The 13602-nt window shown below is 34.6% G+C and carries 9 protein-coding genes; 1 reads left to right on the forward strand and 8 read right to left on the reverse strand.

Going from position 1 to position 13602, the window contains the following annotated elements:
* Positions 1-150: 150 nt before the first annotated feature.
* The 7 genes from EV144_RS16410 to EV144_RS16440 all read right to left on the reverse strand — a co-directional run bounded on the left by EV144_RS16410 (position 151) and on the right by EV144_RS16440 (position 10318).
* On the reverse strand, positions 151-894 hold the full coding sequence (locus EV144_RS16410; RefSeq protein WP_134150253.1) for a rhamnogalacturonan acetylesterase: 744 nt from the start codon (positions 892-894) through the stop codon (positions 151-153).
* Between the two features lie 253 nt (positions 895-1147).
* Positions 1148-2500, reverse strand: a complete 1353-nt coding sequence (locus EV144_RS16415) for a glycoside hydrolase family 28 protein (RefSeq protein ID WP_134150254.1) — start codon at positions 2498-2500, stop codon at positions 1148-1150.
* 11 nt (positions 2501-2511) lie between these two features.
* Positions 2512-4521, reverse strand: a complete 2010-nt coding sequence (pelA, locus tag EV144_RS16420) for a pectate lyase (protein WP_134150255.1) — start codon at positions 4519-4521, stop codon at positions 2512-2514.
* Between the two features lie 9 nt (positions 4522-4530).
* The gene (locus EV144_RS16425) at positions 4531-6126 is read right to left on the reverse strand and encodes a glycoside hydrolase 43 family protein (RefSeq protein WP_134150256.1); all 1596 of its coding nucleotides are present in this window, start codon (positions 6124-6126) and stop codon (positions 4531-4533) included.
* 271 nt (positions 6127-6397) lie between these two features.
* Entirely contained in the window at positions 6398-7621 is a 1224-nt protein-coding gene (locus EV144_RS16430) for a glycoside hydrolase family 105 protein (protein ID WP_134150257.1), read from the reverse strand.
* Positions 7622-7757: 136 nt separating this feature from the next.
* Entirely contained in the window at positions 7758-8693 is a 936-nt protein-coding gene (locus EV144_RS16435) for an alpha/beta hydrolase (protein WP_134150258.1), read from the reverse strand.
* A 188-nt stretch (positions 8694-8881) separates the two neighbouring features.
* Complete coding sequence (locus EV144_RS16440; protein WP_134150259.1) at positions 8882-10318, reverse strand: glycoside hydrolase family 28 protein; 1437 nt, start codon at positions 10316-10318, stop codon at positions 8882-8884.
* 286 nt (positions 10319-10604) lie between these two features.
* Between EV144_RS16440 and EV144_RS16445 the strand changes: the two genes are divergently transcribed.
* The gene (locus EV144_RS16445) at positions 10605-11633 is read left to right on the forward strand and encodes a LacI family DNA-binding transcriptional regulator (protein ID WP_134150260.1); all 1029 of its coding nucleotides are present in this window, start codon (positions 10605-10607) and stop codon (positions 11631-11633) included.
* Between the two features lie 334 nt (positions 11634-11967).
* Here the strand turns inward: EV144_RS16445 and EV144_RS16450 are convergent, their stop codons facing one another.
* On the reverse strand, positions 11968-13590 hold the full coding sequence (locus EV144_RS16450) for a UxaA family hydrolase (RefSeq protein ID WP_134150261.1): 1623 nt from the start codon (positions 13588-13590) through the stop codon (positions 11968-11970).
* Positions 13591-13602 lie beyond the last annotated feature (12 nt).

Below are 13602 nucleotides of genomic sequence, written 5' to 3' on the forward strand. Positions count from 1 at the left end.
AGAGACCGAAATCTCTCTTTTTAAATTTTAATATCAACAATCAAAATTTAAAATACAACAACTACAACTGCTTATTTAGTAAAGCAAAAGTCTGATTAATTGTTAATTATCCCTGCCTTTAAAAGTTATCATAATTATATTTTAAGACTTTTATTTAATTCCTTTCTGCAGTTTTTCTAATAAAGGATTTTTTGAATTTTTAATTTGATTTAAAACAATCTGAGCAATTTCAGTTGCGCCTTTAAAAGATAAATGTGTATCATCATCTTTGGCTGTTTTATAGAATGGATTTTCGCCTTCTTTAAAATGAAGATGCAGTAGTTTTGATTTTTCAGGTCCGTAAGATTGTTCTAATAATTCGGTATAATATTCCAGATCAATAAAAGGAACATTATATTCCTGCGCCGTTAATCTTGTTTCTAGCGGATAATCTCCGTGTGTTGGTACTAAAACACCTTTTTCATTAAAATTACGTCTGGCAATAGACGTTAATAAAATTGGAATAGCACCTTTTTCTCTGGCTTCCTGCACAAATTTAATTAGGTTATAACGATATGTTGTATGCGGATTTGTATAACGTGTTGAATCTTGAATCTTTTCATCGTTATGTCCAAATTCGATAAAAACGTAATCTCCTTTTTTGAGTTTTTTATAGATCGAATCCCATCGTTTTTCGTTGATAAAACTTTTGGTACTTCTTCCGTTCTGAGCCTTATTTACTATTACGAAATTATCTTTAAAATACGGTTGTAATACTTGCGCCCAGCCGTGTTCTGGATTATGTTCGGGATCGGCTTTGTTGGCCATTGTAGAATCGCCAATGCAGTAAACTGTTGTTTTTTGTGCAAAACTGTTTATGGTTAGAAAACAGAAAAGTAAAAGATATTTTTTCATTTTTTGTAAATTTTAAATAGTATTGGATTGATATAACCGTAAAGTTCACAATGATTTACGCAATGAACGTTAAGTTTTTCTGTTCATTTTTAATCTCGCAAAGGCGCGAAGGCGCAAAGTTCTTTATTGATTTTCTTTGCGCCTCTGCGACTTTGCGAGATTCTTTAAAATTTGATTCCTCAAAATTGAATCCGTGTAAATTCGCGGCAACTAAAAACCTTTGAACCTTTATCCCTTAGTTCCTTAGAACCTTTTATGGCGTTACCGCCGTCGGAACTGTTGCTTTTTTACCAATAAAAACATCTGTCATGAGAACATTTTCTGCATTCTCGTTTGAAATGGCATTTTTTGCTTCTTTTATTTCGATATTATTTAAGCTGATATTCTGGATTTTTTTCTCTGGAAACCCCTGAATCACAATTCCGGATTCTGTTGCTTTATTACTGGTAATATTTGAAAAATGAACATTTGAAATTTCAGATTGAAAACCTTTTCCTTCCCCGTGATAATTGGCCGTAATATAAAGACAATCTTCTACTTCGTCTAATTGTATATTATTGACAAAAATATTCTTTACATAACCACCGCGATCGGCATTGGTTTTTATATAAATTCCTCTTTTAAGATATCCAGCGGTTTTACAGTTTTCTACAAAAACATTTTGCACTCCTGCCGACATTTCACTGCCAATAACAACTCCGTGGAGTCCTTTAAAATTACAATTTCTAATCACAATGTTCTCACTTGGCGTCGCTGTGTTCGCTCTTCCTTCATGATCTCGTCCTGCTTTTATGGCAACATTATCATCGCCATTGTCAAAGTTTACATTTTCGATTAAAACATCTTTGGCATATTCCGGATCAATTCCGTCGTTGTTATAATTTAGAGATTTATAACTTATTCCTCTTACGGTTATGCTTTCTGATTTTAAAAGATGCAAACACCAAAAAGGCGAATTTTCTATACGAACATTTTCGACTAAGATATTTTTACATTTAAAAAACTGAATCATTTGCGGACGTAAAAAATAACCGTCACCTAATTTTCTTTCTTCAATAGGAACATTATTATGATTCATATCACGGCTTAAATTCTTGCCGGCATTTTCTTTTGCTTTAAAACTTTTCCAGGTCTTTCCTCCTTCTCCATCAATTGTTCCTTCGCCTGTAATGGCAATATTATTACATTGGTAAGCATAAATAAGCGGGCTGTAATTGTAGAGCATCGTTCCTTCCCAACTGGTTAAAACCATTGGCAAATAATCCTTTGGATTGTCGCTGAATTTTATCTTTGCTCCTTTTTCAATCTTAAGGTTTACATTACTCACAAAATGAATTGGACCGTTTATTTTATAAATTCCTTTTGGCACAATAATAGTTCCGCCGTTATTCTTTTTGCATAATGCCATCGCTTTGTCAAAAGCTTTTTTATTATCGTAAATCGAATCTCCTTTTGCTCCCGTTTTTAAAATATTTATTTGATAAGCCGGAATAACCGGCAACTGAATTCTATGCACAATTTCATCCACTTTTCCGCTGGGAAATGGAGTATTCTGTGCAAATGAAACACAAGAAATCAATAAAAAAAAGAGATATTTAAAATTCATAATTTTAAGATTTACTGCAAATACCAATTTTTTATTTTATCCTGAAGAATGTTTTCAATCGTATATTTTGAGGCTTCTTTTTTACTAAGCTGATGCGACCATGAAACTCTTTTATTGGGTTGAAATCCTTCGCCTTTGCAATTGTATTCTGCATAAAAGCTGTTTTTTTCTGCATCAGGCTTCGACCAATTTTGCCAGCCTTCCGGTTTTATCTGATTTCCCATTTCGCAGTCTATATAAACCGTTTTTGCATAAATACGCCAAGGTCTTCCCAAATAAACGTCAGTTGCTGCAGGATTTGCCGTTAGTTTACAGTTTTTAAAAACAAAACCAAAAGCTGTTTCCTGTGGCGTTGAAGCCGCGGTGATATACGAACTCTTGATGCTGTGAATCGTACAGTTTTCAAACAATGCTGTTGCACGTCCGAAAATAAAATCGGTTGTACCTTCTATATAACAGTCTTTAAAATAATGTTTGGCATCAGTCCCAGATAAATACAACGTATCCTGATTTCCAGAAAGTGTGCAGTTTACCACTTTTACGCGGTTTCCAGTTATCGATAAAGCCATAGCCTGACCGTTTTCACCAGATGTATTTTTGATGGTTAAATTTGAAATTTTGCAATCATCACCTGCTACTAAAAGTGTAGAAGTATAAAATGTACTGTTTCTTCCGAGGTTTATCTTTTTGAAATTATCATCAAAAGCTATAATTGTGTTTTCTCTACTTTCTCCCTGCAGTATAATATTGGTATTGCATTCTGGAATTTGAACTTTTTCATTATAAACTCCATTCTTTATGTAAATCGTCACGTTTTCATACGGAAACGCCGGACTTGCATAAACAGCATCCTGAATTTTAGTAAAATCGCCAGAACCGTCTTGCGCTACTACAAAATAATTCGTTTTTTTTTGGTCTGAAGTTACAGCAGAAGAAACTTTTACGCCATTTTTTACTGCCCAAGCCGGAAATTTTTGCAAAACTTCTTTTCCGGCATCAGAATACCAGGAATAACCATTTCTTCTTTCATCGCCAATTTGATCTAATGACTTTTTTCTGATTCCATCGCGATCACAAAAGAAAGGTTCGTTGGTTTCCAAATCCATAAATCTCGCCCAAATTGGGTTTGCATTTTGAGTCGGAATCATTTTTTTGTCAATAATTTTTCCGTTATCATTCAGCACTCTTTTTTCTTCCAGATTGGTGATTTTTGTTTTTTCAAACCAAGCGTTTGCTCCTTTTACTGCAGCAATTATTTCTGGCGAAGGTTTCTCAATCGACATCAAAAGCAATACAATTTTTACCGATTCGTAACCGCTTAAAGATTTTAATTCAAAAGCTCTGGCGTTTGCAGGCGCAAGTGTTACTTCATCATGCTGTGCGCACCAAGCCGTAAGAACTCGGTTTTGTTTGTATTGTGTTTTTAAGATACAGTCTACTCCTTTATCAAAAGCTTTTTTACATTTTTCAACAACTTCTTTGGATGGTTTTATGCTGTAATAATCGGTTTCTTCTCCAATTGGTCTTATCACATTCATGATATTTACCATCGAATCATCATTATACGTAATATGCGTATAATACCCTTTTTTCAACGGATAAAACTGAGGCCAACCGCCATTTGCATATTGTGCCTCTAATAAATAATTAAGCCCTTTAAGAAAAGATTCTTTGTAACGATCGTCTTTGGTCTGAGCATACATCTTAGACATAAAAAGCATTTCCTGTGTCGTCGCTCCGTTGTCTGTAGTCGTTTCTTCAGTAGTCTTTTTTATTTCCAATAAATCTTTCTGCTGTTTCGGCGTTAATTCATCCTGCATCTGGATGTTTTTTGGCCAGCCGCCAATATTTCTTTGGTACAGCAAAACATTTTCGGCTATTTTTTTTGCTTCGGGAGTTCCAAACCAAGATGCATCATTTTTACGAATAATATCCGGCCAGCGTTTATACGTATTTTGTGCATTCACAATACAACTACAAATACATAAAAAGAGAACTAAATGTTTTTTTAACTGAATCATTTTTTTAGCTTATTTCGTTATTCTAAACCAATCTACTGCAACGTTTCCGGAATCGTTTGTTACTTTTTCGCTCAAGGCGAAAAGTCCGACTTTAGCACCAATCCATTTTCCTTCTACCGAAGTAAAATCTGAACCAATGGCTTCATAATTTTTATCATCGAGACTGTAAAAGAAACTGCAGATACCGCCTTTTTTAATTTTAACTCTAAGATAAATTGTGTTGTTTGCTATTAAAACAGGTTTGATTTCGCTTTCTGAAACTGTTTTATTGAATGTTCCTGTTTTTTGGTTCAAATACAATTTTCCGTTATTATTCTTAAGACATAAATAACTGTAGTCTAAACCCATAATTATCAATCCTGTGGATTCTCCGTTTAATCTTGTATTAAAAGTCAATTTTGTTGTAGCGGTAAATTCTTCGGCAGGAAATTTTTGCAACAATAAATTCGGAGCATTAAAAATGTTTTTAGGACTTACTGATGTCTGACAATACAAATTAAGATATCCTAAACTTGTTGGAAATCCCCAATTAATCTGTTTATTAGCCTGCCATTGCCATTGTAATCCTAATTTTGGCGAATTAAATTCGTCTGATTCTGCCGGAGTTACAATTGGATATTTTTTGCCTACATTCGGTTTTTTGTACGTTGTAACAGGTTCGCCAATTCCGTTTTTATCAAAATCCTGTCCCATAACCGGCCAGTCATTTTCCCATTTAATGGGCTGTAAGTGTACAACTCTGCCGTATGCGCCTTTATCCTGAAAATGTATAAACCAGTCTTCCCCCGTTTGTGTCGTTACCCACGCGCCCTGATGAGGACCATTTATAGTGGTTGATCCTTGTTCTAAAACTTTCTTCTTTTCATAAGGACCAAAAACGTTTTTAGATCTTAAAATTGTCTGCCAGCCTGTTGGTACACCGCCGGCTGGGGCAAAAATGTAATAGTAATTGTTTCTTTTATAAAATTTTGGGCCTTCAATTGTTCCTTCGCTTTCATGTCCGTCAAGAACCATTACTTCATCATTATTTACGACTGTTCCTTCTGAATTCATCGTACAAACCACAACTAAACTTTTGATCTGCGCACGGCTTCCTGCAAAGGCATGAACCAAATACGCTTTTCCGTCAGTATCCCAAAGCGGACTTGGATCTATCAATCCTAATCCTGCTTTTACCAAAAGCGGTTCAGACCACGGGCCTTCTGCTTTTTTGGCTTTTATCATATAAATTCCAAAATCGGGATCTGGATAATAAATATAGAATTCGTTGTTATGAAATGTAATGCATGGCGCCCAAACTCCGTTTCCGTGTTGTACTTTATTATAAGTTTCAAAAGGTGGTTGTTTTATTAAGGCATGACCAATAATTTTCCAATTTACCAAATCTTTAGAATGCAAGATCGGTAAACCGGGAATACAGTTAAAAGAAGATGCGGTCATATAAAAGTCATCGCCTACGCGAACAACATCCGGATCTGAATAATCAGCATGAATAATCGGGTTGGTGTAGGTTCCATCTCCATTATCGGGAATCCAGACTTGAGCTTGATTCTTTTGTAATGAAAAAATCGAAAGGAGAAGGAAGATGATTTTTATGTTTTTCATTCGAATTATTATTGTTGTGAGGTTATACCGCAAAGCACGTAAAGGTTCGCAAAGTTTTTTTCGCCTGTCAGTCTGAGCGGAGTCGAAGACCTTTACGCTTAGTTTTTTGCCACGAATTTCACGAATTCCACTAATTTAAATTCGTGAAGTTTTTTCGCCTGTCAGTCTGAGCGGAGTCGAAGACCTTTACGCTTAGTTTTTTTTGCCACGAATTACACGAATTGCACTAATTTAAATTCGTACGGATTCGTGTAATTCGTGGCTAAAAAAATTATCTGTTCAATTCTAAAGCTGCCAAAATAAATGGGCCTGTTGCTTTAGGATCGTTGTCTTTTTTCTTTTCGTTTACGTAATATTCGTAAGTTCCGTCACGGTAAGGCGTTCCACCTAAACCTGCAACCTGACAGCAATTTGTTAAGGTAATACCGCCGTCTTCATCTACTTTTTTAATCAAAACTTTAGTCAATCCGTCAAAAGCTTTGTTGGCTAGTTTTTTGTATGAAGCTGGTAAATATCCTTTGTTTGCACCTTTTGCAAAAGCATAAGCAAACATTGATGATCCAGATGCTTCCAGGTAATTTCCTTTTTGTTCACCTTTGTCTGTAACTTGGTACCACAAACCAGATTTATCCTGAAATTTAGCCAAAGCTCCACAAGCATTGTTTAGGTATTTTACCAATTCTTTTTGTTTCGGATGGTCTTTTGGCATATAATCTAAAACATCAACCAAAGCCATTACATACCAGCCTAACGCTCTAGACCAGAAGTTTGGAGAATTTCCTGTTTCTTTATTAGCCCACGGCATTTTTTTACTTTCGTCCCAAGCGTGGTATAATAATCCCGTTTTTGGATCTGTAGCGTGAAGCTGAATCAACTCAAATTGTTTTGCGATATCATCAAAACTTTTTCCGTTTTCAAAAGTTGCGGTGTATTGTGCGTAAAATGGCTCACCCATATACAAACCGTCTAACCACATTTGGTTTGGATAAATTTGTTTGTGCCAAAATCCGCCGCTTTCTGTACGCGGTTGTTCTGCAAGCTGTTTGCGTACCAATTGCATTGCTTTTAAATATTTTTCTTCTTTTGAAGTGGCATATATATCAAAAAGCAAACGTCCCGGCACCACCAAATCGATATTGTATTTATCAAATTCGTAAGTGTTTACAGTTCCGTCTGGCTGTACCAAAGCATCTACATAACCTCTTACATAAGCTTTGTATCTTGGATCTGGGTTTTTCTTGTATAATTCTTCTATAGAATGTAAAACTAAAGCATGAACGTAATCCCATTTTGGCTTTTTAGAATCGTCGATCATGTAACCTTCCGGATGACGTTTCATCAGCGTCAAAGCCATTTTATCAGACCATTTTAAATCTTTAGAAATAACTATGTCCTTTTTTGCAGGTTCTTGTGAAGTCACTTTACAACTGGTAAAGGTTATTGCACAAATCAATAAAACTGACATAAAATAACCTTGTTTTCTCTTGTTTTTCATTTCATAACTATATTTAAATTCTACATTTTACCTTTCTTATTCAACACTTTTAATCTCCCTTAACAAAGCCTTATAGCTACTAATAGTATGACTGCTGCGGTAATACTTGTTTTCATTGTATGACAAATGACAAGTATTATTTTAAAATTTTATCTAAAAATTGGGTTGTATAACCCGTTGTTTCGCTAAACCAAGGCTCAAAGAACCAAAAGGAATGGGGCGAATATTTTATTGTTTTGACTTCGCTGTAAATTTTATTTTCATTGAGAATCTTTATCATATCGTCTCTTCCTGCATGAAAACGGTCAATACTGCTGCAGATAAACAATATGGGCGGAGTGGTTTTATTGGTATGACTTAAAGCCGATGCGTTTTTCCAGTTTTCTGGTTTTTCATCTGATTTGCCACCTAACCAAAAAGCCGCCATATCGCCTTCTGATGATTCTGGGTGTTTAAATGCCAGAACGCCGTCTATGTCTATTATTGCCTGTACTTTTGATGTTGATTTGCTTTTAAATAAATGATCTTCAAAAGCCGGATCTTCGTTTGTTGTACCAATCAAAGCTGCCATCTGTCCTCCCGAAGAACATCCTAAAATTGCAATTTTGTTTGGATCTACATTGAATTTCTTTGCGTTATCCTTTATAAATTTAATCGCATTTTTGACATCATAAACAGCTTGAGGATATTTCGCTTCAAGCGATAATCTATATTCTATTGCAAAACAAGTGTAACCGCTTGACGCAATTTCCTGTCCTAAAACCTGCATATGGTTTTTATTTCCAGATCTCCATCCGCCGCCGTGAATCATGATTACAGCCGGATTTGATTTATTTTTTTTATTAATGAATGCGTCTAAATGCAAAACCCGATCTTTCTGCTGATAATAAACAATATCATTTTTCTGATCTACCCTAGGATTCTCTTTCGCTTGGGCAACGGTTATAAAAGGGTATTTTTTAATGAGTTTATTGTAAGTGCTTTTTACAGTATAAGTTGTATCTACAGCATACTGACTCTGAGCCGATAAGCCTTGAAACAACAACACTAAAATAAACAATACTTTTTTCATTTTTAACCTTTTCTTTTTAGTTAAGAAAGGAGTCCGACACTTGGTCAAACTCCTTTTCAACTCTTCAAAAAACAATACTCTCAAAATTAACTTGCAAATTACTAATAACCAGGTTTTGAGGTAAATCTTTATTTAATTTAAATCTAATGCTAATTGCAGGAGATTGTTTTAAAATTTTATGCTTTCATCTATTCCTTATACTCTACTTTGTTTCCGTTGATATAAGTATCTATAAACTTGACATTTTTTACGTTTTTTAATAAATACAGCGAATCTACTTTCTGAATTTTTACATTTTTTAATGTGATGTTTTCTACCGGAGACTCTTTGTATCCATCGGCCCAAACGCTGTATTTACCGCCGTTTTTTACAGTTACATTTTCAAGGCTTACATTTCTAATTGTCGGAATAAAATTTCCTGTCTGAGATCCGTACACATTGTAAAACATATTTAGTTTCAGAACACATTCTTTTACTGTTCCCACTTCAATATTTCTAACATAAACATCTTCGATAACACCGCCTCTTTTAGAATTAGTTTTTATACGAATAACACGATCCAGATTCGGACTGTCCATTACACAGTTTTCTACAAAAACATTATTGACTCCCGCAGATATTTCGCTTCCAATTACAACGCCGCCGTGACCGTCAATCATTTTACAATTTTGTACGATGATATTTTTACTTGGTATCGCAACACGTCGTCCGTCGGCATCGCGACCTGCTTTTATAGCGATACAATCATCGCCAGTATTAAAAGTGCAGTTTTTAATGAGTATATTTTGCGAGTATTCCGGATCACAGCCGTCATTATTTGGTCCGTGGCTGTTTACAGTAACTCCGTCAATAATTATATTATTTGTTTTTAATGGATGAAGAATCCAAAAAGGAGAATTTATTACGGTAATATCTTTTATTAAAATCGTGTTGCATTCAAAAAATTCAATAAAATTTGGACGTAAATAACGGCCTTCGCCAAAAACTCTTTCCGCAACGGGAGTTCCTTTTTCAGCCATTTCTACTAATACTTCACGATTATTCGGATCATTTTGCGACGGAATTCCTTTTTTCCAGCCATAATCTTTTCCGCCAGACCAAATCCACCAATTGGTTTTATCAGCTTGTCCGTTAAGCGTTCCTTTACCTGTTATTGCAACATTGGTTTTATTTTTAGCATAAATAAGAGGAGAATAATTCATGACTTCTGTACCTTCCCAAGAAGTATGAACGATTGGATAGTCTTTTGGATTTAAACTAAAAAGGATTTCAGCTTTGTCTTCTAAATGCAAATTGACGTTACTTTCTAAATGAATTGGCCCGGTTAAGTATTTCCCGTTAGGAACCAAAACTTTTCCGCCGCCATTTGCTGCACATTCTTTTATGGCTTTTTCAAAAGCGGTTGTGTTTAACGTTTTTCCGTCTGCAACAGCGCCAAAATCGTTTATGTTGTATGTTTTATCTAAGAAGTGAGTTTCGGGAATACTTTTGATTACCAAATCCATTTTTTTCCAAGGATCTGACTCTGAAACAGCAGTTACTTGTTTCCCACAAGAAAAACTCAGAAGGACAATTGTAGTAAATACTACAACAGATTTAAATGCTGTAATCTTATTTGTAATCATTAGGCATTATTTTCTCGTTTAACAAATAAAACAACGATTATTCATGTAATCGATTACACGAAAGTAAATAATTTGTTCTAATGCACCAAATTAATTTAGAAATAAAATATATATTTAATTTTTATTATAAATTATAATTACATTTAATGCAAAAAAACATATAATTTATTATCATTGTAGAACCGAAAACGTTTTAAATATTCATTATGGTAATCGATAACAATTTATATTAGTTATATAAAAAAAATGTATTTTTGTCTAGAATTAATCCAACATCTTTTTATTAATGAGCGAAAAAATAACCATTTATGATATTGCTGAGAAGTTAAATATCACCGCTGCTACCGTTTCCAGAGCGTTAAACAACAATCCGAAGATAAAAGAGAGTACGCGCGAGCTGGTAATTAAAACCGCTGCTGCAATGAATTACAAGCAAAATAAGCTTGCTTTAGCTCTAAAAAGCGGCCGTAGTAACAACATCGGAGTTATTGTTCCTCGTATAGACAGTAACTTTTTTGCATCGGTTATTAGAGGTATAGAAGAAGAACTTCATCCTCATGGTTATCAAGTCATTATATGTCAGACTCACGAAAGTCCGAAAAGAGAAAATGAAAATCTGCATACTTTAATTGACGCTCAGGTTGACGGAATTATGATGTCTGTAACTGATGTAACAAATGAAAACAACAGTGCTTTTCAATACGTTTTAGATAAAAATGTTCCTCTTATCTTTTTTGACAGGAGCAAACATATAGATGGTGTAAGTTCGGTAACTATTAATGACTTTAAAGGCGGTTACATTACTACAAAACACTTAATTGATGAAGGATGTAAAGCTATTGCGCATTTTTCTGGAGATCAATCTTTGGAAATCTTTAAAAACAGGTTTTTAGGTTATAAACAAGCTTTATTAGACAACGGAATTGCTTTTAAAGAGGAATATGTAATTTATTGTAAAAGTAGTGTTGAAGCCGGAAAAGATGCTCTTACTATTTTATTAGCTTTAGAAACACCTCCAGATGCTATATTTTCTTCGAGTGATTTTGCTGCTTTGGGCGCGATTCAAGAATTAAAAGCGAGAAATATTAATCTTCCTAAGGAGTTTTGTGTTGCAGGTTTTAGTAACGAGCCTTTCACTAAATTCATGGAATTATCAATTACTTCTGTAGATCAGTCTCCACTTGAAATGGGAAAAATGTCGGCTCGTGTTTTCTTAGAACAAGTAGATAAAACAGATACTACCAAAATCGAAAAAAAGGTGGTTCTTGCTCCGGAATTGCATATTCGTAAATCGTCTTCCAGAACTGCAAATTAAAAACCATATAAGTGATAAGTTCATTTGAGCTTTCCTGCAAGGTTTACAAAACCTTGTAGGTATAGATTTGCATACAATATTTTCTCGCAAAGATGCAAGGATACAAAGTTTTTTTTCTCGCAGATTTGGGAGATTGTGCAGATGTAAAGTGTATAAAAATCTCCTTAATCTGCTAAATCTGCGGGAACTATTTTTAAATACAAAACCCTATAAATCAACAATTACATTGATTTATAGGGTTATTTTTTTAAGTCTTTGATTTTATACCTACAAGGTTTTGGAAACCTTGCAGGAAAGCTAAAATGAACTTATATAACTTATATGGTTTAAATCCTTATAGAGAAACTCCTCTTTTCCAAGGGATAAAGTCGTTTTGATTTAAAATCGCAGCTTTTGTTTTTACAGTACCACTAGCAATATCGATAATAAATTCAAGCATTTCATCAGACATTTCTTCGATAGATTTTTCACCTTTAATAATTCCTCCGGTATCAATATCGATAATATCAGACATCTTTGCCGCTAACTCTGAGTTAGAAGATATTTTTACAACTGGTGCAATTGGATTTCCTGTCGGCGTTCCCAAACCTGTTGTAAACAATACCATATTAGCACCCGAACCTACCATTGCAGTTGTACATTCAACATCATTTCCTGGCGTGCATAGTAATGTTAATCCTGGCTCGTTAATATACTCCCCATAATCAAAAACACCAGCAATTGGAGATGTTCCACCTTTTTTAGCCGCTCCTGCAGATTTCATAGCATCAGTAATCAAACCGTCTTTGATGTTTCCTGGTGATGGATTCATATCAAATCCTGAACCAGCATCTACAACCGTTTTTTCATACCATTTCATTAAATCTAAGAAACGTTTTCCATCTTCGTCATCAACACAACGGTTTACCAATTCTTGCTCTACACCACACAATTCTGGAAACTCAGAAAGAATTGTCGTTCCTCCTAATGCAGCCAATTTATCAGACAATACTCCCAAAGTTGGATTAGCAGAAATTCCAGAGAATCCATCAGAACCTCCACACTCTAAACCAATTCTAAGTTTAGACAATGGAGCTGGTTCTCTTTTTATTTCGTTTGCTTTTTTAATGGCTTCAAAAGTATCTTTTACAACACTGCTCAACATCGTTTCAATAGTACCAATCTGTTGTTGATCGTAGATTAAAACCGGTTTTTTGCTGTTTGGATTGATTGCGTCTAATGCATCTTTAAAGATCTGAATTTGAAGATTCTGACATCCTAAACTCAATACTGTTGCACCCGCTACGTTTGGATTGTTTACATAACCTGCAAGCAATTTAGCCAAACTGTGAGAATCCTGACGAATTCCACCGCAGCCACCTTGATGCGTGATAAATTTAACTTCGATGTTGTTAAATAAATTAGCATCGTTAGAAGCTGCCTCATTACCAGCACCGCCAGTTTCTGTTTTCACCAAAGAACGAAGCAATAACTGATAATCGTTTTCTTTTGGTTTCATCAATTCTTTCTCAAAAATATCTTTTAAGATCTCGATGTTTCTGTTTTCACAAAAAACCAAAGGAAAAAACAACCAAACATTTTCAGTTCCAACTTGTCCGTCTTCTCTGTGATAGCCCTGCCACGTTCTGTCTTTCCATTTATCAATATTTGGAGCTGTCCAGCCAATAGTTTCTGTTTTACCAGTTACTTTATCACTTTCGTGTTTTACGTTTAGTGTAGAAAGCAGACCTCCTTTTTCAATTCTGGCACTCGCTTTTCCTACCAAAACCCCATACATAATGATCCTGTCTCCTACATTAAAAGGAACCATTGCAATCTTATGTTTCATTTTTACATCAGACTCAACTGTAACGTCTTGACCTTCAAAGTTAATAACTTCTCCTGCTACAAGATTTACTAAAGCTACTGCTACATTATCAGTAGGATGAACTTTTATTAATTTTTTTTGCGTTGCCATAATTAAAATACT

Origin of the sequence: Flavobacterium sp. 270 (genome assembly GCF_004368785.1) — a bacterium.
Lineage (GTDB): Bacteria > Bacteroidota > Bacteroidia > Flavobacteriales > Flavobacteriaceae > Flavobacterium.